Origin of the sequence: Pseudomonas sp. B21-059 (genome assembly GCF_026016285.1) — a bacterium.
Classification (GTDB): domain Bacteria; phylum Pseudomonadota; class Gammaproteobacteria; order Pseudomonadales; family Pseudomonadaceae; genus Aquipseudomonas; species Aquipseudomonas danubii.
On sequence record NZ_CP087201.1, the window covers coordinates 5,638,787 to 5,659,150 of the forward strand.

Consider the following 20,364-nt stretch of genomic DNA (forward strand, 5'->3'; position numbering starts at 1 on the left):
TACAAACGATCCTTGTCGATTCAGTGCACCTTGGTGGTGCGCCAGGGAGAGGGGACCGAAGTGTAATGCTAATAAATATCATTTAGAAATAGGAATGTTTCTTGACCGATACCTTTCGGCCCGTGCCCATGTGCAAACACGGCCCCGCAACCACCCCCGTTCGCGAGCGGTTCCAAGGCCGATGCTTCCAATGCCGAAGGCTCAGCAGATTTCCTCGTACGGCAGGCCCACATAGTTCTCGGCAATATTCACCAGGCCCGCGTGGGAGTTGAGGAAATACTCGCGGTCGGCCTGCTGCATCTTGTGCTCCCAGGCGTCATGGTGCTCGCCGAAATCGTGCAGCAGGTTGGTCATGAACCAGCTGAAACGCTCGCCCTTCCACACCCGGCGCAAGGCCAGCTCGGAGTACTTGTCCAGCAGTTCGGTACGCCCCTCGCGGTAGACCTTGACCAGGATCCGGTACAGGTAACACACGTCGGAAGCCGCAAGATTCAGGCCCTTGGCCCCGGTGGGCGGCACGATGTGCGCAGCGTCCCCCACCAGGAACAGCTTGCCGTACTGCATGGGCTCGACCACATAGCTGCGCAGCGGCGCGATGCTTTTCTCCAGCGCCGGCCCGGTGACCAGATCCGCCGCCACCTCCGCCGGCAGACGGGCCTTGAGTTCGCTCCAGAAACGTTCGTCGGACCAGTCTTCGACCTTGTCGCTCAGCGGCACTTGCAGGTAGTAGCGGCTGCGGGTCAGGGAACGCTGGCTGCACAGCACAAAACCGCGCTCATGCTGGCCATAGATCAGCTCGTGGTTGACCGGCGGGGTATCGGACAGCAGGCCCAGCCAGCCGAAGGGGTACTCGCGCTCGTAGTGGGTCAGTACCTGCTCGGGAATACTCTTGCGCGCCACACCATGAAAACCATCGCAACCGGCGATGTAGTCGCAATCGATGCGGTGCTGCTGGCCGTCCTTTTCATAGGTGATGTAGGGCTGCGCGCCCTTCATGTCGTGGGGCTGCACCCGGTCCGCCGAGTAGATGATCGGTGCCCCGCTGGCAGCGCGGGCTTCCATCAGGTCGCAGGTGACTTCAGTCTGGCCGTAGACCATCACCGTCTTGCCCCCGGTCAGGGCCTTGAGGTCGATGCGCACGCGCTTGCCGCCCATCAACAGCTCCACCCCTTCGTGAACCAGGCCTTCGGCGTCCATGCGCTGCGCCACTCCAGCCTCACGCAACATGTCCACCGTGCCCTGTTCCAGCACCCCGGCGCGGATGCGGCCGAGTACGTATTCCGGGGTCTGGCGCTCGACAATCACTGTGTCGATGCCGGCCTTGTGCAGCAGTTGGCCCAGCAGCAGGCCGGAAGGTCCGGCACCGATAATCGCAACCTGAGTTTTCATTATTGTCGTCTCATTAGGGCATTCCAGTGGGCCGACAGGCGCAGACTGGAATTTATGGTTATTGTTGTACCCCTGCATTTTTGCCGACAGAAACGCGGAAAAATGGTGATAAGCCACGCTAAAAATGCACTTTTGAAAACAACGTTCGATTATCGAGCACTCCAGCCAAGCCCTTGCCAAGGTCGCGTCCGATGAAAGCCAGCCGCTCCAGCATCCCGGTGTTCAAGCTCTATGGGGAAAACCAGGCCTGGCCGACTCCGGACCTGCTGCACTGCGAATCCATCCCCAAGCGCAGCAGCCTGCACCACTGGGAGATCAAGCCACACCGTCACGCCGACCTCTATCAACTGCTCTACGTGCAACGCGGCCAGGCCCTGGTGGAGGTCGAGGGACGGCGCCAGGACGTGCGCGAGGCGACGATCCAGGTGGTGCCGCCGCTGATGGTCCACGGCTTTCAGTTCTCGGAAAACATTCAGGGTTACGTGCTGACCCTGGGCGCGCCCCTGGTAGCCCAGCTGGAAGCGCAACTGGGTGCGCCGCTGGCGGTGCTGGCCAGCGCCGGCTGCTACCCCGTGGGCCGCGACCGCCACAGCCTCAACACCCTGTTCAAGGCGCTGATGGATGAATACGAAGGCAGCGCCGCCGCTCGCGATTTGTTGCTGCACTCGCTGGTCAACGTGCTGGTGGTATGGATCAGTCGCCGCGGCCAGCAGAACACCCCGCCGAGCAATCGCGGCGAGCGCAATCAGCAGCTATTGGGGCACTTCATCAAGCTGGTGGAGCGCCACTATCAGCAACACCCCACGGTGGAATCCCTGGCCCACCGCATCGGCCTGTCCAGCGTGCACCTCAACACCCTGTGCCGGGAGCTGGCCGGGCAGAGCGCACTGCAGATCCTGCACCAGCGCCTGATGCTGGAAGCCAAGCGCGGCCTGATCTACACCAACATCAGCATCAGCCAGCTGTCGGACAACCTGGGGTTCAGCGACCCCACCTACTTCTCACGCTTCTTCAAGCGCCTCAGCGGCCAGTCACCCAACGCCTTCCGCCAGAGTGCCGGGCAAGACGCCAACAGCCCCTGAGGCGCCACGAGTTTTGTGCAGGTAGCCGATTTCTCTTAACAAATCTCGCCACGCGCTCGCCGGGGCGGCGGTCCTGCGGGCCGCGCCACATATCCATCCTATTGATTCAAAAAGAAAATATTCGAATAAAAGGTTTGGCACGCTAGTTGAGAAGCTCAGCCGGCGCGCCAGGAGCCACCTCCTGCCAGCGCCCCCCATAACAATAAGGCAGACCTTCTCATGCACCCGACCTCCTCGCGCCTGCGCGCCCTTGCACTCACTTCAAGCCTGCTGTTGACCGCCCACGCCCCCTGGCTCCAGGCCAGCGAAGGCGGCGTTTCCTCCTGGCCCATGGGCATCGAACTCTACGGCATGGGCATCCTGCCGCCGCCCGGCACCTACGCCCAGGTCTTCGTCGGCAACTACCTGGCCGACAGCCTGCGGGACGACGCCGGCCGCCGCATCGCCCGCATCGATTTGCGCGTCACCAGCGTGGTGCCACGCTTTGTCTGGGTCACCGAGCAACAGGTGCTGGGGGCCCAACTCGGTTTCCACGCCCTGCTGCCGCTGAACGACATACGCCTGAACATCCAGAACGGCCCCCACGATCACAAGCGCGGCATCGGTGACGCGCACCTCGGCCCGGTGCTGGGCTTTCATCACAGCGACAAATTCCACAGTGCCCTTGGGGTCGATTTCGTCCTGCCCAGCGGCGGCGAATACGACAAGAACGACCTGATCAACCTGGGTAACCACTACTACACCGTGCAGGCGGTGTATGCCATGACCTACACCGACCCGCAGGGGTTCAACGCCGATGTTCGCCTGATGCACGACTACAACTTCGAAAACCGCGCCACCCACTATCAGTCCGGACGCGAGCTGCACGCTGACTACAGCCTCGGTTGGGGCGTGGGCAATGGTTGGGTGATCGGCGTCGGCGGGCACGCCTATCAGCAGATCAGCGACGACAAGTGCAACGTCACCGATTGCGCCGCCGCGGCCCAGGTGCAGGCCGGCGACGGCCATCGCGGCCGCTCGTTCTCCATTGGTCCGGCAGTGCAGTTCAGCAGCAAACAGGGCTGGTCGCTGAGCGCCAAATGGCAGGATGAATCGGCGGTGCGCAATCGCGCTGAAGGCCAGACCTACTGGCTGAAATTCACCAGCGCACTCTGAACCGCCGAGTGGCGGGCCAACTCGTGCCCAAGCGCAGGAGAGGGCCCGCTCAGCGGCCCTTGAGGCGATAGCTGACCTGGGCCCGGCTCATGCCGAGCATCTGCGCCGCCGCGGTGATATTGCCCCCGGAGCGCTCCAGGGCCAGACGCACCAGGCGCCGTTCGATCTCTTCCAGCGAAGTGCCCAGGGCCGGTGCCCGCCCGGTGAGAAACGCTTGCAGGCTGGCCAGTTCCGGCTCTTCGACCGGGGCTTCATCTGCCCGGGCCGGGGCCACGGGCTGGGCCGCTTCCCGTAGCGCCGCTGGCGACAGGCGGCCGTCGGCGTTGAGGCCGATGGCGGCGCCCGCCAGCGGCGTCCCCGCCTCGCTCAGATGCACCACGTCCATGACTTCGCCGTCGCTGGCGGCGATCACGCCCCGCTCGATCAGGTTCTGCAACTCGCGGATATTGCCCGGGAAGCGATAGGTCAGCAGCGCATTCACCAGCCGCGTGCTGAAACCCGCCAACTGACGGCCGTGACGCTGGCTGAAGCGATGCAGGAAGTAACTCATCAACAGCGGAATGTCTTCGCGTCGCTCACGCAGGGGCGGCAGGTGAATGGGAAACACATTCAGGCGATAGAACAGGTCCTCACGAAAGCGTCCGGCTTCCACCTCGCGCCGCAGGTCGAGGTTGGTCGCGGCAATCACCCGCACATCCACCTGCATCGGCTCAGTACCGCCCACCCGCTCGATCTCGCCTTCCTGCAAGGCACGCAGGATCTTGCTCTGGGCCGAGAGGCTGAGGGTGGCGATCTCATCGAGGAGCAGGGTGCCGCCATGGGCCCGCTCAAAACGTCCGGGCCGCGAACGATCGGCGCCGGTAAAGGCCCCCCGCTCCACCCCGAACAGTTCAGCCTCCACCAGGTTTTCCGGCAGGGTCGCGCAGTTCAGCGCCACCAGCGGCTTGTGCCGGCGGGCGCTGGCCTGGTGCAGATGGCGCGCGAACAACTCCTTGCCCACCCCCGACTCCCCGGTCAGCAGCACCGTGGCCTGGGTCGGCGCCACCCGCTGCAACAACTGGCTGGCGGCCACGAACGCCGCCGAGATGCCCACTCGTTGCCCCTCGCCCAACGGCGCCGGCAGCTCGGCGACCTGAGTCTCCTGCCCCGTGGCATAGGCACTGCGGCTGAGAAAATCCCCAGGGTCGAGGTACATCAGGTCGATATCGATGTCGTCCCACTGCTGGGCCGGTTTGCCGACAATCCGGCAGGCCGGCTGGCCCATCGAGCGGCACTCCAGCTCGCGAAACACCACCAGCCGCCCCAACAGCGACGAAGCGTAGCCGCTGGCATAGCCGATCTCCATCCAGCAGGCCGGCTCGCCGCCCAGGCCATAGGCGGCGATATGCTCGTCATCCTCCAGCGAGTTGTGCCAGAGAAACTCCGAATAGAAATGCCCGATGCTGGAGTCGATCTCGAAGCGCACCACCTCGACATTGACCATGCCTTCGAGCATGTGCAGGCGCGGCCCGGCGCTGTAGAGGCTGGCGTGGTCGCCGTCCGGCCACTGCTCGCTGACCTGGGCCGCGTCCCGGGCGCCGGCCTGCCAGCCGATGCGGGTGATCAGGCCACGGGCTTTGTCCAAGCCCAGGGCTTCGATCAATTCGCGCCGGATGGAGCCGAACGCCGAACCCTGCATCAGCATCATCCGCTGCCCGCACAGCCAGATGCTGCCGTCCTGGGGCGCAAAGGCCACGGTCTCGGCCAGTTGCTCGGCCGAAGGCAGGCCGCTGGCCTCGAACTGGCTGGCGCGATCGACGATCAAGCGCTTGTGCCGCCCCAGCATCTGCTTGAGGAAATCTTCATCCACAGGACGGCCGGGCTGGCTGGAAGGAGAACGGGTCATGGGCAATCAACAGGCAGTTCAGGGGCCTTGCAGTATGCCCCGGCGCTTTTCCGGGTCAATCGCCATCCCCCGTCGCCGTCGGTGCTGCACAAGTTCTGGCCGATAACCGCACAGTTTCCACGAGCGCCCATGGAGTGCCGAGCTTTCGACAACCTCGCGACTTCTCTGCATAAATTTCCGCAGCCCGCGCCTGATGCCGCGTGGCGGGCTCGCTCAAAAATCCGAAAAAAAACAAATAACTAATTGTTTTTAAAAGATATTTTTCAAAACAAAGCGCGTGGCACGATAGTTGTTATGCACAGGCAGATGCTCATCCATAACAACACAACAGGTGACCTTGCCATGCCTTCCGCCCGCCTTGCGCCTCCTCTGCCCTACCCCGCTGCCCTGGACGAGCGCTCCTTGCGCAACCTTGCCCGCCTCGGCTGAGACGCCGTCGTAACGGCCCCATCCCCACCCTCACGCGTCATCGGCTTGATTGCTGACAGCCGAGCCATGGCCACGAACCAGAGAGAACCCCATGACTGCGACTCGACCTGCCTATCAACACCTGGAACTGCAACCCATCGCCGCAGACTGGCGAGCCGGCAGCAGCGGCCGGGAGCTACCCGTCCACGACCCGTTCACCGGGCAATGCCTGCTGCAGATCAGCCTGGCCAACCGCCAGGACCTGGATCAGGCCTATGCCAAGGCCCGCCAGACCCAAGGCCAATGGGCCGCCAGCAGCCCGGCGCAACGCAGCGAGGTATTGCTCAACGCCGCGCGGATCTTCGATGAACGCCGTGAAGAAATCATCGGTTGGCTGATCCGCGAATCCGGCAGCACGCGGATCAAGGCGCAAATCGAATGGGGCGCGGCCCGCGCCATCATCGTCGAGGCCGCCAGCCTGCCCAGCCGGGTGCACGGGCGGATCGTCGCCTCCAACATTCCCGGCAAGGAAAGCCGCGTCTACCGCAAGCCGCTGGGGGTGATCGGGGTGATCAGCCCGTGGAACTTCCCCCTGCACCTGAGCGCCCGCTCCCTGGCCCCGGCGCTGGCCCTGGGCAACGCGGTGGTGGTCAAGCCGGCCAGCGACACCCCGGTGACTGGCGGCCTGCTGCTAGCGCGGATCTTCGAGGAAGCCGGGCTGCCCGCTGGGGTACTCAGCGTGGTGGTCGGCGCCGGGGCGGAAATCGGCGACGCCTTTGTCGAGCACCCGGTCCCGGCGTTCATTTCCTTTACCGGCTCGACCCAGGTCGGCCGCAACATCGGGCGCATCGCCAGCGGCGGCGAGCACCTCAAGCACGTGGCCCTGGAACTGGGTGGCAACAGCCCGTTCGTGGTCCTGGCCGATGCCGACCTGGAACAGGCGGTGAACGCCGCGGTGGTGGGCAAGTTCCTGCACCAGGGGCAAATCTGCATGGCGATCAACCGCATCATCGTCGAACAACCAGTGCTGCAAGCCTTTACCCAACGCTTTGTCGAACGGGTCAAGGCCCTGCCCTACGGCGACCCGAACCTGGCGGCCACGGTGGTCGGCCCGGTGATCAACAGCAAACAGCTGGCCGGTCTGCAGGACAAGATCCGCCTGGCCCTGGCCGAAGGCGCGACCTTGCTGGCGGGTGGCCCGGCTTCGGGCAATGTGCTGCCGCCCCACGTGTTCGGCGACGTGCACGCTGACATGGAAATCGCCCGCGAAGAAATCTTCGGCCCCCTGGTGGGCATCCAGAGCGCGCGGGATGCCGAGCACGCCCTGGAGCTGGCCAATGCCAGTGAATACGGGCTGTCCAGCGCGGTCTTCAGCGCCAACCCCGAGCGCGGCGTGCAGTTCGCCCAGCGCCTTCAAGCGGGGATGAGCCACGTCAACGACATGCCGGTCAACGATGAGCCCAACGCACCCTTTGGCGGCGAGAAGAACTCCGGCCTGGGCCGTTTCAACGGCGACTGGGCAATCGACGAATTCACCACCGACCACTGGATCACCCTGCAACACACACCACGTCCCTATCCCTTCTGAGCTGGGCGCTTATCAACCGAGTCACCCCATAACAATACGGAGTACGCAATGTCCTCGCTCCTCAACAGCCCCGCTGCACAGCGGACCCTTGCCTTGTGCCTGGCCCTGCCCCTGATGGTGCTGGCCGGTCCGGCCGCCGCCGATGGCGACGGCGTCTGGAAAAACGGTGAAAACGTCTACGCCAAGGTCTGCGGCCACTGCCACGAAAAGCAGGTCGGCCCGCAGATCAAGGGACGCCAACTGCCGCCGCCCTACATCACCGCGGTGGTGCGCAACGGCTTTCGCGCGATGCCGGCCTTCCCGGCATCGTTCATCGACGACAACGCCTTGCAGCAGGTCGCCGAGTACATCTCCAACTCCCCGGCCCCGGCCGCCCAACCTTGAGGAGACGCCCATGAACATTGAACGTCGCTCACTGCTCAAGGGCATGGCCCTGGGCGGCCTGGCCAGCGTCGCGGTGACCGGCCCCGGCCTGGGCCTGGCCAACAGCGTGCTGGGCCCGTCCACCGGCCCACGGCTACCGACCCTGGCCCTGGTCAGCCCCGCCGTCGCCGACTCGGCTTTCGTCCAGGGGATCAACGCCAGCTCGGTAGCGCGCCAGGTCAGCGTGCAGCGCTGGGAGGGCAACCTGGCGTCGCTCCAGGCGCTGCAGCAACGCCTGGGCAGCGGCCGGCCACAACGCCTGATCGGCCTGCTGGACGACGCCAGCGCCGCCCTGGTGCTGGACCAAGCCCGTAGCGCCGGGGCCCGGGTGCAATGGCTCGGTCAGCACCACAGCGATGCCCGGAGCTCGCGCCACCAACTGCTGGGCACCACCGCCGCCCATGGCTGCGCCTTGCAACTGGGCCTGCAACTGAACGCCTGTGGCGCCGGTTTCAGCCTCAGCGAACAACGCCTGCTGGCACAGCGGGCGTTCCAGGCCGGCGCTCGCGCCCGCGATCCGCGCAGCGCCGAACAATGGGCCGCCATCCTCGGCTACAGCCTGGCCGAACTGACCCGCGGCCGCCTCGGCCAGGCGCCTTTGGCCAGCCCACGGGCCACGCCGCTGAGCGGCCATTTCGTTTCGTTTTCGATCGAGGCTTGAAGGAGCTGATTCCATGACTGAGCAAACCCAGAAGCCACTGCTGCCCCGGGGCGTGAATGCGGCCCACTTCAATAAAGCCATCGCCCAGTTCCGAGCATTGCTGGGGGACGAGAACGTCCTGGTCAAGGACGACCAACTGGTGCCCTACAGCAAGATCATGATGGCGGTGGACACCGCCGAGCACATGCCTTCGGCCGCGGTCACCGCCACCAGCGTCGAGCAGGTGCAGGGGGTGGTGAAGATCTGCAACGAACACAAGATCCCGGTCTGGACCATCTCCACCGGACGCAACTTCGGCTACGGTTCGGCCGCCCCCGGCCAGCGCGGCCAGGTGATTCTCGACCTGAAGAAAATGAACAAGATTCTCCACGTCGACCCGCAGCTGTGCACCGCACTGGTGGAGCCCGGGGTCACCTACCAGCAGCTCTACGACTACATCCAGGAGCACAACCTGCCGCTGATGCTGTCCTTCTCGGCGCCCTCGGCCATCGCCGGTCCCCTGGGCAACACCATGGACCGCGGCGTCGGCTACACCCCCTACGGCGAACATTTCCTCATGCAGTGCGGCATGGAAGTGGTGCTGGCCAACGGCGACGTCTATCGCACCGGCATGGGCGGGGTCAAAGGCGACAACGCCTGGCAAGTGTTCAAGTGGGGCTACGGCCCGACCCTGGATGGCATGTTCACCCAGGCCAACTACGGCATCTGCACCAAGATGGGCTTCTGGCTGATGCCCAAGCCGCCGGTGTTCAAACCGTTCGAGATCAAGTTCGAGAACGAGTCGGACATTGCCGAGATCGTCGAATTCATCCGCCCGCTGCGCATCGCCCAGGTGATTCCCAACTCGGTGGTGATCGCCGGCGTGTTGTGGGAAGCGGCCACCTGCAACACCCGCCGCTCCGACTACACCAGCGAGCCGGGGGCCACCTCCGAGGCCATCCTCAAGCAGATCCAGAAGGACAAGAACCTCGGTGCCTGGAACGTCTACGCCGCCCTGTACGGCACCCAGGAGCAAGTGGACGTCAACTGGAAGATCGTCAACCAGGCCCTAAAGGCCCTGGGCAAGGGACGCATCGTCACCCAGGAAGAAGCGGGCAACACACAACCGTTCCTGTACCGCTCGCAACTGATGTCCGGGGTGCCCAACCTGCAGGAGTTCGGTCTGTACAACTGGCGCGGCGGCGGTGGCTCGATGTGGTTCGCCCCGGTGAGTCAGGCCCGCGGCAGCGAGTGCAACAAGCAGCAGGCCCTGGCCAAGCAGGTCCTCAACAAGCACGGCCTGGACTATGTCGGCGAATTCATCGTCGGCTGGCGCGACATGCACCACGTGATCGACGTGCTGTACGACCGCAGCAACCCGGAGGAAACCCTGCGCGCCCACGCCTGCTTCGCCGAACTGCTGGATGTGTTCGAGCAGCACGGTTATGCCGTGTACCGGGTCAACACCGCCTTCCAGGAGCGGGTGGCGCAGAGCTACGGCCCGGTCAAGCGCAAGGTCGAGCACGCCATCAAGCGCGCCCTGGACCCGAACAACATCCTCGCCCCGGGCAAGTCCGGGATCGATCTGGCCAACCCCTTCTAAATCGCACACACGCCCCGTCGGCCTGGCGCCACGGGGCCCTTTGAAGCACAGGAAAATCCATGAAGTACACCCCACTGCTCGCAGCTCACGCCCTGTTGCTGGCTGCCCCCCTGGCCCTGGCCGACGGCGATGCGGTCCTCGGCAAGACTCTGTTCAGCGCTCAATGCGGCTTCTGCCACAGCGTCGAGAACGGCAAGCACCTGATGGGCCCCAGCCTGCAAGGCGTGTTCGGCCGGGCCAGCGGCCAGGCCCAGGGCTTCAGCTATTCCAGTGCCCTGCAAGGCGCAGGCCTGCACTGGAACGACGCCACGCTGGAGCGCTGGTTGAGCAACCCGGCGACCCTGGTACCGGGCAACAAGATGATGTTTCCCGGCCAGGCCGACCCGCAGAGCCGGCAACACCTGATTGCCTACCTGAAAAGTCTGCACTGAGGCCGCAGGCAGCGACGCCTCAACTAGCACTACGCTGAAACGAAAACGCCCGGAGCATGGCCCCGGGCGTTGTTTTACGCGTCGAACAACCGCGCGTCAGGCTTTACGGGTACGCGGCAGGAAGATAGCCAGCACTCCGAACAGCGGCAGGAACGAGCACAGGAAGTACACGTACTCGATGCCATGGAGGTCCGCCAGGTGCCCCAGCAGCGCCGCGCCGATCCCGCCGAAACCGAACATCAAACCGAAGAACACTCCGGCGATCATGCCGACGTTGCCCGGTACCAGTTCCTGGGCGTAGACCACGATGGCGGAGAACGCCGAGGCCAGGATGAAGCCGATCACCACACTGAGGACGCTGGTCCAGAACAGGTCGACATGGGGCAGCAGCAGGGTGAACGGCGCCACCCCGAGGATCGAGAACCAGATCACCGCCTTGCGCCCGATCTTGTCGCCGATCGGCCCACCGAAGAAGGTCCCCGCCGCCACCGCACCGAGAAACAGGAACAGGTGCAGTTGCGAACTGGCCACCGACAGGTCGAATTTCTCGATCAGGTAGAAGGTGAAATAGCTGGTGAAGCTGGCCATGTAGAAATACTTGGAGAACACCAGCAGCCCGAGGACCACCAGGGCGCTGATCACCCGGTTCCTCGACAGACCATGGGTCGCCGCCTGGCCCTGCTTGAGCTTGTGCAGGCGCAGATGGTTGGCGTACCAGCGGCTGATGGCGTAGAGCACCACCAGGGCAAACAGCGCGAACAGACCGAACCAGGCCACATTGCCCTGGCCGTAGGGAATGATGATCGCCGCGGCCAGCAAGGGGCCGAACGCGGTGCCGGCATTACCACCCACCTGGAAGCTCGACTGCGCCAGGCCGTAGCGCCCGCCGGAAGCCAACCGGGCGACCCGCGAAGCTTCCGGGTGGAAGGTCGAGGAGCCAATGCCGATCAATGCAGCCGCCAGCAGGATCAAGGCAAAGCTGCCGACCTGGGACATCATCAAAATGCCGATCAGGGTGCAGATCATGCCCGCTGGCAACAGGAACGGCAGAGGCCGTCGATCGGTGTAAAAACCAACCCAGGGTTGCAGCAGGGAAGCGGTGAGCTGAAAGGTCAGGGTGATCAGGCCGACCTGGGTGAAGGTCAGGCCGTAGTTGTCCTTGAGCATCGGGTAGATCGCCGGCAGCACCGCCTGGATCAGGTCGTTGATCAAGTGGGCCAGGGCCACCGCACCAATGATGCGCAAGACCAGTGGACTGCTTTGCGAAGCGGGAGATGCCGTCGTTGCGACGGTCTGAGGGTTGCTGCTAGCCATAGGATTTTCCGTACAACGGGTGGGTGCACAGGGGCAGGTGCGCCAATGTGCCATTTTTTGCTGCGCACACGCCATCCCATTAGCTTGCTAACGACCCACTATCCGCGCCTCGGGGAAGTCCGCTTCAAGCTCGGCCTTGAGCCATTGGATGAACCACTCCACGTCCTGCGACCATTCAGTGGCCGGGGTCAGCACCCGGTAGCTTTCCAGCTTCACCTGATCCTCCAGCACCCGTACCAGGGTGCCGGCCTTGAGCTCCTCGCGCACCAGCACTTCATTGGCCAGGGCAATGCCGCCGCCGCTTTCGGCCACCGACAGGGCGTGGTCGTTGTTTACATAGATCAGGTCGGAGCTGAGCTGGATATCCAGGCCATTGGCGGCAAACCACAGGTTCCACCACTCACCGTCATCGAAATGGATCAACTCGTGACGGGCCAGATCCGCCGGGCCCTTGATCGGCTCGATGCCGGCCAGGTAAGCCGGGGTGCAAATCGGAAACACCCGAGGACAGATCAGGCTGACCCGGGACTCGGCATATTGCCCGTCCAGGCCATAGGCGATCCCCAGGTCGGCACTCTTGGCGTCCACTTCGGTGAAGGTGGAGTTCGGCTCGATGGCGAACTTCAAACCCGGACGCACATGGCGCAGCGCCTCCAGGCGCGGGGTCAGCCAGCGCTTGGCAAAACCCGGCACCACCATGATCCGCAGCCAGCGCTCGGCGGCCTTGGGCTGGGCTTCGCGACCGGCCTCGATGATCAGTTGCAGGGCGGCGGCGATCTTGCGGTGGTACTTCTCCCCCGCCGGGGTCAGGATCACCCCGCGCGAGGTGCGTTCGAACAACTGCACCCCGAGCCAATCCTCCAGCAACTTCACATGGCGGCCGATGGCCGGCTGGGTGACATGCAGCGACTTGGAGGCTTCGACATAGCTGCCCAGGCGGGCCGCGGCATCAAAAGCCCGCACCGCATTCAACGGTGGCAAACGCTGTTCGGCCATGGTTTTGCACGCTCTCTGCTATTAAATTATTTAATAGCTGGTATGTTAAAATTGATGTTTCGCCCCCGCAACCCCTCACTGATAATCAGCCCCAGCAGAACAATAAGAACCCGCGCAAAGCCCGTAAAAACAGGCTTTGCACGCATCCGAACACATCTCGATCCTGCCCAAGAAAAACAATATCCATGGCCTGCGCGACAGCCCATGGGGGAATCGGAGGTAAGGCATGAATGCCCTGCATGCGCTGCAAACACTGGCGGTGTCCATCCGCTCGGTGCGCAAGGTCTACGGCGATCCACACAGCGGCCCGGTGGCCCTGAAGCACATCGACCTGGACATCCGCGACAACGAATTCTTCACCCTCCTCGGCCCCTCTGGCTGCGGCAAGACCACCCTGTTGCGGATGATCGCCGGGTTCGAATTTCCGACCCAGGGCGAGATCCTCCTCTACGGCGAGAACATCGCCGAGCGGCCGCCCTTCGAGCGCCCGGTGAACACCGTGTTCCAGCATTACGCCCTGTTCCCCCACATGACCCTGGCCGAGAACCTGGCCTTCGGCCTGGAATCGCGGCCCATGGGCCAGGTGCTGAGCAAGGCGCAGATCGCCGAGCGGGTGCGCGAGATGCTGGCCCTGGTGCAGATGGAACGCTTCGCCGGGCGCAAGCCCAACCAGCTCTCCGGCGGCCAGCAGCAACGCATCGCCCTGGCCCGGGCCCTGGCGCCCCACCCCAAGGTGCTGTTGCTGGACGAACCGCTGTCGGCCCTGGACCTCAAGCTGCGCCAGGCCATGCGCGAAGAACTCAAGGCGATCCAGGCCAAGACCGGCATCACCTTCATCTTCGTCACCCATGACCAGGAAGAGGCCCTGACCCTGTCCGACCGCATCGCCGTGCTCTCCGAAGGCGAAGTGCAGCAAGTGGGTCGCCCGGAAGAGATCTACGAGCAACCGCGTAATCGCTTCGTCGCCGACTTCATCGGTGAAACCAACTTCATCCAGGCCACCGTCAGCCGCGTCGAAGCCGGCCTGGCCTGGTTTAGCGGTCCCGCCGGAGAGGCACTGCCGGCGCAACCCTGCAACACGGTCAAAGTCGGCCAGCAGGTCACCCTGTCCGTGCGCCCGGAGCGCCTGCACCTGCGTAGCGACGCCGTGGAAGGCGCCCTGGCGTGCCGCATCGAGGCGCAGATCTACCTGGGCACCGACCTGCAATACCAGGTCAGCCTTGGCGACGGCATGCGCCTCACCGTGCGTGCGCCCAACAGCCTCGAACACCATCCGCGCCTGAGCGTGGGCAGCCACGCCGGGCTGGTGTTCGAACGCGGCAGCGCCAGCGTCCTGCTGGATTGACCACGAGGATTCGCCATGCACGCCTCATCGATTTCCCAGCACCTGGAACGGCGCAAGGCCTTGCGCAGCGTTCTCGGAGTCAGCCCGGCGCTGATTGCCATCGGCCTGTTCCTGATCGTGCCGATCCTGATCGTCATCGGTTACTCGCTGATGGAAGCCAACCCCTACGGCGGGGTGAACCAGGTCTTCAGCAGCGACGCCTACACCTCCCTGCTGTTCGAACGGCAGCTGGATGACAGCCTGGCCTTCGCCGACTCCTACCTGCTGATCGCCCTGCGCTCCATCGGCATTGCCGGGCTGACCACCCTCATCACCCTGCTGATCGGTTTTCCGGTGGCGGTGTGGCTAGCCATGCAACCAGTGCAGCGCCGGGGCTTGCTGATCTTCCTGATCACCGTGCCGTTCTGGGCCAACCTGCTGATCCGCACCTACGCCTGGATTCTGCTGCTGCGCAACACCGGGGTGATCAACAACAGCCTGATGGGCCTGGGGGTCATCCACGAGCCGTTGCAGTTGCTGTACACCGACGGCGCGGTGCTGCTGGGGCTGGTCTACACCTACGCGCCCTTCGTGGTGCTGCCGATCTACGCCACCCTGGAAAAGATGGACATCCGCCTGTTGGAGGCGGCCCAGGACCTCTACGCCGGACGCTGGCGCACCTTGCGCAAAGTGGTGCTGCCAATCGCCAAGCCGGGGATTTTCGCCGGGGCGATCCTGACTTTTGTGCCCTGCCTGGGGGCGATGATCGCCCCTGAACTGCTCGGCGGCGGCACCCGGATGATGCTCGGCAACCTGATTTTCCGGCAGTTCAGCGACGCCCGTAACTGGCCCTTCGGCGCGGCCCTGTCCCTGGTGCTGATGGCCGCAGTGATGCTGGTACTGACCGTCTACGCCTTGCGCGCCCAGCGCCAGCGAACCCTTCAGGAGGGCGCATGATGATCCGCCTGTTCAAACGCAACGGCCTCGGCGTCCAGGACTTTCCCGGCTTCGGCGGCTTCAGCTTCCTGTTCTACCTGTACCTCTACGCGCCGATCCTGGTGCTGGTGGTGTTCTCCTTCAACGCCAACCAGTCGGCCACTGTGTGGAGCGGCTTCAGCCTCGACTGGTACCGCGCGGCGTTTGCCAACCAGGCCCTGCGCCAGGCGGCGGGCAACAGCCTGCTGATCGCCGTGTGCGCCAGCATGGCGGCCACCGCCATCGCCACCCTGGCCGCCCTGGGCACCTCACGCGGGGCGAAGTTCAAGGGCCTGCAACTGTCCATGGGCGCCATCATGCTGCCCCTGGTGCTGCCGGAAATCGTCGTCGGCGTGGCCACCCTGGCGCTGTTCTCGACGCTGGGACTGTCCCTGGGCTACGGCAACCTGATCATCGCCCACACGGTGTTCTGCATCCCCTTCGCCTACCTGCCGATCCGCGCCCGCCTCAACGACATGGACCTGTCCCTGGAGCATGCCGCGGCGGACCTGTACGCCGGCCCCTGGCGCACCTTTCGCAAGGTGACCCTGCCGCTGCTGATGCCAGGGATCGTCTCCGGGCTGATGCTGGCCTTCATCGTCTCCCTGGATAACTTCGTGATCTCGATGATGGTGTCCCAGGCCGGCACCACCACCCTGCCGATCTTCATCTTCGGCCTGTTGCGCATGGGCGTGACACCCGACGTCAACGCCGTGTCGACGCTGATCCTCGGCGTCTCGGTGCTGTTCGTCAGCCTCTCTTACCTGTTGAGCAAGAAACACCCTTGAACCGTCCACTGACCTTGGGGAAATGCCATGAGCAAGTTGATCGCAAGTCTGGGAACCTCGCTGCTGCTGAGCCTGCCACTGGCGGTACAGGCCGCCGAGAAACTCAACGTCGTGAGCTGGAGCGGCTATTTTTCGCCGGAAATTCTCGCCAAGTTCCAGAAGCAGACCGGCATCGAGGTCACGGTGGACTCCTACGATTCCAACGAAACCCTGCTGGCCAAGCTGAAACAGGGCGGCACCGGTTATGACGTGGCGATCCCGTCCCACCAGTTCATTCCGATCCTGATCCAGGAGCAGTTGCTGGAACGCTTCGATCCGGCCCAGCAGCCCTACTACGCCGGCGTGGTCGACAACCTGAAAAAGCCCACCTGGGACCCTGAAGGCGCCTACTCGGTGCCCTTCATCTGGGGCACCACCAGCGTGGTGCTCAACGGCGAACGCTACACAGGCCCGAGCGACAGCTACAAGGTGCTCTACGAACCGCCAGCGGAGCTGCAGGGGCGGATCAACATGTTCGACTCGGTGAGCGAAGTGATCGACATGGCCAGCCTGTACCTGAACATTCCGCTGTGCAGCGAAGACCCCAAGCAGATGCAGCAGATCCTTGGCCTGCTCAAGGCACAGAAGCCCTTCGTCAAGACCTACAGCTCCAAGGCCGGGGCGATCCGCGAGAACCTGGCGGCCGGGGAAATCGACATGTCGATGTTCTGGGGCGGCTCGTCGATGCGTGCCCGGGAGATGAAGCCCGGCCTGAAGTACCTCTATCCCAAAGAAGGCGTGCTGGCCTGGGTGGACAACATGGTCATCCCCAAGGGCAGCAAGCACCCGGCGAACGCCAAGGCCTTCATTGCCTTCCTCAGCCAGCCTGAGAACGCCGCCATGACCCAGAACTTCCTCAAGCACCAGAGCCCGATCAAGGGCGTCGAACCCTTCCTCGATGCCGGGTTGAAGGATGCTCCCGAGCTGCACATTCCCGAGGGCACCAAAGTGGTTTTCAGCCAGACCTGCGGCGAAGGCGCGATCCGCCTCGCCGACCGCCTGTGGACCAACCTGATGCGCTGAGCTGCGTTGACTTCTGCCGCCCCGGCCTGGATGCCGGGGCGTTTCTAAAGCCGTTTGAAAGGCCCCCTGCCATGAACGCCAATCCCCCCAGCGAACTGGTCCTGCTCCAGGCCCATGAACTCGCCGAGCGTATCCGCCTGCGTCAGGTTTCCTGCCGGGAAGTGATGCAGACCTACCTTGCCCACATCGAACGCTATAACCCCAAGGTCAATGCCCTGGTCAGCCTGCAACCGGCCGACAGCCTGCTGGCCCAGGCCGAGCAGCGCGACGCCGAACTGGCCCGTGGCGACTATCGCGGCTGGATGCACGGCCTACCCCACGCGATCAAGGACCTGTCCCTGACCCAGGGCATCCGCACCACCCTGGGTTCGCCGCTGTACCGGGACTTCATCCCCGAGCGCGACGGCATCATGGTGGAACGGATCAAGGCTGCCGGGGCGATCATTATCGGCAAGAGCAACACCCCGGAATTCGGCCTCGGCTCGCAGACCTACAACCCGCTGTTCGGCGCCACCGGCTGTGCCTATGACCCGAGCAAGACCGCTGGCGGCAGCAGTGGCGGCGCCGCCGCAGCCCTGGCCCTGCACCTGGTGCCGGTGGCCGACGGCAGCGACATGATGGGCTCGCTGCGCAACCCGGCGGCCTTCAACAACATCTTCGGCTTCCGACCGTCCCAGGGCCGGGTGCCGTTCGACGACAGCAGCGACCTGTTCATCGACCAGCTCGGCTACGAAGGCCCCATGGCCCGCAGCGTGCGCGACGCAGCCCTGCTGTTATCGGTGCAGGCCGGCGGTGACGCCCGAGCACCGCTGTCCATCGCCGAATCCGGCCAGGGCTTCGCCGCGCCACTGGAGCGCGACTTCAAGGGCACGCGCCTGGGTTGGCTGGGGGACTTCAACGGTTACCTGCCGATGGAAAAGGGCCTGCTGCAACTCTGCGAAAAAGCCTTGGGCGATTTCCGCAGCCTGGGCTGCAGCGTCGAACCGGCCAGCCCGAACTTCGCCCCCGAGCGCCTGTGGAGCAGTTGGCGCACCCTACGCCACTGGATGGTCGCCGGGTCCCTGGGCAGCACCTATGCCGATCCACAGAAACGCACACTGCTCAAGGACGAGGCCATCTGGGAAGTGGAGAGCGGCCTCAAGCTCTCCGCCAGTCAGGTATTCGAAGCCTCAGTGATCCGCAGCGACTGGTACCGCGCCATTTCAAAGCTGTTCGAGCGCTTCGACTACCTGCTGCTGCCCAGCGCCCAGGTCTTCCCCTTCGACAAGCACACCCCCTGGCCGCGCAGCATCGAAGGCGTGGCCATGGACACCTATCACCGCTGGATGGAGGTGGTGATTCCCGGCACCTTGTCCGGCTGTCCGGTGGCCAGTGTCCAGGCCGGCTTCAATGCCGAAGGCCTGCCCATGGGTTTGCAGATCATCGGCAAACACCAGGCCGACTTCGCCGTCCTGCAACTGGCCCACGCCTACGAACAGGCCAGCCGCTGGTTCCAGCGCTGCCCGTCGCCGCTGATTTCGGGGGGGAAGGGATAAACGGTTGATAGCGTAGATAATTTTTTTATAAAAACGCTTGACGCATTGTCGTTCTGCGCGAATAATGCGCGCCACTTGGCTACATAGCTCAGTTGGTTAGAGCATAGCATTCATAATGCTGGGGTCCGGGGTTCAAGTCCCTGTGTAGCCACCAAGTACCGATCCATAGATGTCTACAGCAGTCTATGAATCACCTCAAGAAGCCCGCCTAGTGCGGGCTTTCTTGTTTCTGGCTGTCTACCTCCCATCCCCTCGACTATGCGAATCAACTCGTCGCTGCGTCAGTCACACATCTGCTTCGCGAGCCGTCTCAATCTCGACGCAAGAGGGTATTGGGCGCAACGCCAAATCGTTTGCGAAATGCATGGCTGAAATGAGAGAAGTCAGAAAATCCGAAGTCCAGCGCGGCCTGGGACACACTGCGTACTTGCCCACGTTCAATCGCTTCACGGCTGGCATTCAGGCGCTCTTTCCAAATTTCCGCGACAGGGGTTTTCTGGTAGCGGGCGAAGGCGCGCGTGACGGTCCGGGTGGACACATTGTGGGCCTGCGCGATGAGTTCAATCGACAGGTCCGGATCGCTCAAGTGGCGCTGGATGTACTTCATGATGCGAGCGTAGAGGTCCAGCTCCTGATGAGTTGCATTCAGATCCTGGAGTTCCAGGCTCATCACCAGCAGGTCAAGCAATACACTTGAACACCGATTAGAAACGCGCTCACCCTGCAGCGACGCCGGCGTGCTGGCCACCTGACGCAACATTTCACGGAGCGGGATAACGCCAGGGCGCCGGTCGTCGAGGACCATCGCAGTCTGTTCCGCAATACGCGGCAGAGGCTCGGTCAGCAAGGCTCGGGGAATGCGGATCAAGTGGTTTTCGGTACCACCCAGGCTGAATCGAAACGCTTGAGTTGCGTCATAAAGAAACAGATTGCCAGTGCTCAGGCTGGCTTTTCTTCCACCTTGTTCAATCTGGCCATGGCCATTTCGGGCGAACCCCAGCCATAAGTCCTCGGCCGGACCACTGCGCAGGTGCTGCTCGGAGCGCTCCCAGTAATGCAGTGGCGATGACAGGGAACAGACGTCCAGTTCGCCCAGGGTATTGATGCTAAGCGCACCATCGAAACTGCCCTGAGACAAGGGTTTGCTATCTGCCGCTAAGCAATGGCGACAGACCACTTCTTTCCAGTAATCAAAGCGACGCGGTGCCGGAACGGCAAGGGTCGAATACTGAGTGCTTGGATTCATGGCACGGACCTCGGTACAGCGGTGCAGTTAGAGCTCAAGAAGGTGTAAGCAATTCGCAACCCAAAGCAATTAGCAGGCCAAGCACAATGGCGCGCCCCCTTGAGGTCCAACCGCGGATGTCTCATCGAGGTGGCCTACCCATCCGCGAGTTTTCAAGCCCTGGTCCCGCCCATTTAGAGGCACAGAACGCCAACCGTCGGCAGCGGCGCACCAAGGCAGGTCATGGGTAGAGCGTCAGTCGCCACCCTGTCTTTTCCAACCAAACGATTGTCTCGGCGAACCAAGCGGTCCCTCACCGCCCAGCCTAATTTCCACCTCACAGCAGCTCATATCCCGCTGATGAGGCATGCCATGCATAGACCGTGTTCACAACGATTGGCTGATTGCTCCTGGCTTCTGCTGAGGCGCGACCTCATGCCTGAAGAGTCGGCTTATTGGTTGATTGAGTGGGGAGCCATGAAGCTGCTGCACCGACGACAGACCGCCAAGCGCGGCCCGTCGCCGAAGCACTGACGCCCAC

General features: G+C 63.7%; 17 protein-coding genes and 1 tRNA gene. 13 read left to right on the forward strand and 5 right to left on the reverse strand.

Going from position 1 to position 20,364, the window contains the following annotated elements; translation table 11 throughout:
• Nucleotides 1–201: 201 nt before the first annotated feature.
• A complete protein-coding gene (gene pobA / locus LOY69_RS25000) occupies nucleotides 202–1,389 on the reverse strand; it encodes a 4-hydroxybenzoate 3-monooxygenase (RefSeq protein WP_265073740.1) in 1,188 nt (395 codons plus the stop codon).
• Nucleotides 1,390–1,580: 191 nt separating this feature from the next.
• Between pobA and LOY69_RS25005 the strand changes: the two genes are divergently transcribed.
• Together LOY69_RS25005 and LOY69_RS25010 are read left to right on the forward strand one after the other, a co-directional pair.
• On the forward strand, nucleotides 1,581–2,471 hold the full coding sequence (locus LOY69_RS25005; RefSeq protein WP_102860248.1) for a helix-turn-helix domain-containing protein: 891 nt from the start codon (nucleotides 1,581–1,583) through the stop codon (nucleotides 2,469–2,471).
• A gap of 219 nt (nucleotides 2,472–2,690) precedes the next feature.
• Nucleotides 2,691–3,626, forward strand: a complete 936-nt coding sequence (locus LOY69_RS25010) for a transporter (RefSeq protein ID WP_265073741.1) — start codon at nucleotides 2,691–2,693, stop codon at nucleotides 3,624–3,626.
• Nucleotides 3,627–3,675: 49 nt separating this feature from the next.
• Here LOY69_RS25010 and LOY69_RS25015 read toward each other — a convergent pair whose 3' ends face one another.
• Nucleotides 3,676–5,511: a sigma-54-dependent Fis family transcriptional regulator gene (locus LOY69_RS25015; protein WP_265073742.1), complete on the reverse strand. Its 1,836-nt coding sequence runs from the start codon at nucleotides 5,509–5,511 to the stop codon at nucleotides 3,676–3,678.
• A gap of 520 nt (nucleotides 5,512–6,031) precedes the next feature.
• Here LOY69_RS25015 and LOY69_RS25020 point away from each other — a divergent pair.
• Genes LOY69_RS25020 through LOY69_RS25040 form a run of 5 tightly spaced genes read left to right on the forward strand, consistent with a single transcriptional unit; the run spans nucleotide 6,032 to nucleotide 10,604 of the window.
• Entirely contained in the window at nucleotides 6,032–7,507 is a 1,476-nt protein-coding gene (locus LOY69_RS25020; RefSeq protein WP_265073743.1) for an aldehyde dehydrogenase family protein, read from the forward strand.
• Nucleotides 7,508–7,555: 48 nt separating this feature from the next.
• Nucleotides 7,556–7,891, forward strand: a complete 336-nt coding sequence (locus LOY69_RS25025; RefSeq protein WP_265073744.1) for a c-type cytochrome — start codon at nucleotides 7,556–7,558, stop codon at nucleotides 7,889–7,891.
• 10 nt (nucleotides 7,892–7,901) lie between these two features.
• Nucleotides 7,902–8,591, forward strand: coding sequence for a hypothetical protein (locus LOY69_RS25030; RefSeq protein WP_265073745.1), 690 nt, complete (start codon nucleotides 7,902–7,904; stop codon nucleotides 8,589–8,591).
• A gap of 13 nt (nucleotides 8,592–8,604) precedes the next feature.
• Complete coding sequence (locus tag LOY69_RS25035) at nucleotides 8,605–10,173, forward strand: FAD-binding oxidoreductase (protein ID WP_102880924.1); 1,569 nt, start codon at nucleotides 8,605–8,607, stop codon at nucleotides 10,171–10,173.
• Between the two features lie 59 nt (nucleotides 10,174–10,232).
• The gene (locus LOY69_RS25040) at nucleotides 10,233–10,604 is read left to right on the forward strand and encodes a c-type cytochrome (protein ID WP_102880925.1); all 372 of its coding nucleotides are present in this window, start codon (nucleotides 10,233–10,235) and stop codon (nucleotides 10,602–10,604) included.
• Nucleotides 10,605–10,700: 96 nt separating this feature from the next.
• Here the strand turns inward: LOY69_RS25040 and LOY69_RS25045 are convergent, their stop codons facing one another.
• On the reverse strand, nucleotides 10,701–11,918 hold the full coding sequence (locus tag LOY69_RS25045) for an MFS transporter (RefSeq protein WP_123393968.1): 1,218 nt from the start codon (nucleotides 11,916–11,918) through the stop codon (nucleotides 10,701–10,703).
• 87 nt (nucleotides 11,919–12,005) lie between these two features.
• A complete protein-coding gene (locus LOY69_RS25050; RefSeq protein ID WP_102880927.1) occupies nucleotides 12,006–12,914 on the reverse strand; it encodes a LysR substrate-binding domain-containing protein in 909 nt (302 codons plus the stop codon).
• 226 nt (nucleotides 12,915–13,140) lie between these two features.
• Here LOY69_RS25050 and LOY69_RS25055 point away from each other — a divergent pair, with 226 nt between their 5' ends.
• The 6 genes from LOY69_RS25055 (at nucleotide 13,141) to LOY69_RS25080 (ending at nucleotide 18,752) form a co-directional block, all read left to right on the forward strand.
• On the forward strand, nucleotides 13,141–14,259 hold the full coding sequence (locus LOY69_RS25055; RefSeq protein WP_110596323.1) for an ABC transporter ATP-binding protein: 1,119 nt from the start codon (nucleotides 13,141–13,143) through the stop codon (nucleotides 14,257–14,259).
• A gap of 15 nt (nucleotides 14,260–14,274) precedes the next feature.
• Nucleotides 14,275–15,195: an ABC transporter permease gene (locus LOY69_RS25060; RefSeq protein WP_102880929.1), complete on the forward strand. Its 921-nt coding sequence runs from the start codon at nucleotides 14,275–14,277 to the stop codon at nucleotides 15,193–15,195.
• Complete coding sequence (locus tag LOY69_RS25065; protein WP_110596322.1) at nucleotides 15,192–16,001, forward strand: ABC transporter permease; 810 nt, start codon at nucleotides 15,192–15,194, stop codon at nucleotides 15,999–16,001. The genes LOY69_RS25060 and LOY69_RS25065 overlap by 4 nt, the downstream gene beginning before the upstream one ends.
• Nucleotides 16,002–16,028: 27 nt before the next feature.
• The gene (locus LOY69_RS25070; RefSeq protein ID WP_123393965.1) at nucleotides 16,029–17,063 is read left to right on the forward strand and encodes an extracellular solute-binding protein; all 1,035 of its coding nucleotides are present in this window, start codon (nucleotides 16,029–16,031) and stop codon (nucleotides 17,061–17,063) included.
• Between the two features lie 71 nt (nucleotides 17,064–17,134).
• Nucleotides 17,135–18,598, forward strand: a complete 1,464-nt coding sequence (locus tag LOY69_RS25075) for an amidase (protein ID WP_265073746.1) — start codon at nucleotides 17,135–17,137, stop codon at nucleotides 18,596–18,598.
• Nucleotides 18,599–18,675: 77 nt separating this feature from the next.
• A tRNA-Met gene (locus LOY69_RS25080) sits at nucleotides 18,676–18,752 on the forward strand.
• A gap of 156 nt (nucleotides 18,753–18,908) precedes the next feature.
• Here the strand turns inward: LOY69_RS25080 and LOY69_RS25085 are convergent.
• Nucleotides 18,909–19,844, reverse strand: coding sequence for a helix-turn-helix domain-containing protein (locus LOY69_RS25085; RefSeq protein WP_102880933.1), 936 nt, complete (start codon nucleotides 19,842–19,844; stop codon nucleotides 18,909–18,911).
• Nucleotides 19,845–20,364 lie beyond the last annotated feature (520 nt).

Bases quoted from the DNA above. Each gene is read 5' to 3' on its own strand.
- LOY69_RS25030 (WP_265073745.1), top strand. From the start codon at position 7,902: ATGAACATTGAACGTCGCTCACTGCTCAAGGGCATGGCCCTGGGCGGC.
- LOY69_RS25075 (WP_265073746.1), top strand. From the start codon at position 17,135: ATGAACGCCAATCCCCCCAGCGAACTGGTCCTGCTCCAGGCCCATGAA.
- LOY69_RS25065 (WP_110596322.1), top strand. From the start codon at position 15,192: ATGATGATCCGCCTGTTCAAACGCAACGGCCTCGGCGTCCAGGACTTT.
- LOY69_RS25060 (WP_102880929.1), top strand. From the start codon at position 14,275: ATGCACGCCTCATCGATTTCCCAGCACCTGGAACGGCGCAAGGCCTTG.
- LOY69_RS25040 (WP_102880925.1), top strand. From the start codon at position 10,233: ATGAAGTACACCCCACTGCTCGCAGCTCACGCCCTGTTGCTGGCTGCC.
- LOY69_RS25085 (WP_102880933.1), bottom strand. From the start codon at position 19,844: ATGAATCCAAGCACTCAGTATTCGACCCTTGCCGTTCCGGCACCGCGT.
- LOY69_RS25010 (WP_265073741.1), top strand. From the start codon at position 2,691: ATGCACCCGACCTCCTCGCGCCTGCGCGCCCTTGCACTCACTTCAAGC.
- LOY69_RS25015 (WP_265073742.1), bottom strand. From the start codon at position 5,511: ATGACCCGTTCTCCTTCCAGCCAGCCCGGCCGTCCTGTGGATGAAGAT.
- LOY69_RS25050 (WP_102880927.1), bottom strand. From the start codon at position 12,914: ATGGCCGAACAGCGTTTGCCACCGTTGAATGCGGTGCGGGCTTTTGAT.
- LOY69_RS25055 (WP_110596323.1), top strand. From the start codon at position 13,141: ATGAATGCCCTGCATGCGCTGCAAACACTGGCGGTGTCCATCCGCTCG.
- pobA (WP_265073740.1), bottom strand. From the start codon at position 1,389: ATGAAAACTCAGGTTGCGATTATCGGTGCCGGACCTTCCGGCCTGCTG.
- LOY69_RS25025 (WP_265073744.1), top strand. From the start codon at position 7,556: ATGTCCTCGCTCCTCAACAGCCCCGCTGCACAGCGGACCCTTGCCTTG.
- LOY69_RS25045 (WP_123393968.1), bottom strand. From the start codon at position 11,918: ATGGCTAGCAGCAACCCTCAGACCGTCGCAACGACGGCATCTCCCGCT.
- LOY69_RS25005 (WP_102860248.1), top strand. From the start codon at position 1,581: ATGAAAGCCAGCCGCTCCAGCATCCCGGTGTTCAAGCTCTATGGGGAA.
- LOY69_RS25020 (WP_265073743.1), top strand. From the start codon at position 6,032: ATGACTGCGACTCGACCTGCCTATCAACACCTGGAACTGCAACCCATC.
- LOY69_RS25070 (WP_123393965.1), top strand. From the start codon at position 16,029: ATGAGCAAGTTGATCGCAAGTCTGGGAACCTCGCTGCTGCTGAGCCTG.
- LOY69_RS25035 (WP_102880924.1), top strand. From the start codon at position 8,605: ATGACTGAGCAAACCCAGAAGCCACTGCTGCCCCGGGGCGTGAATGCG.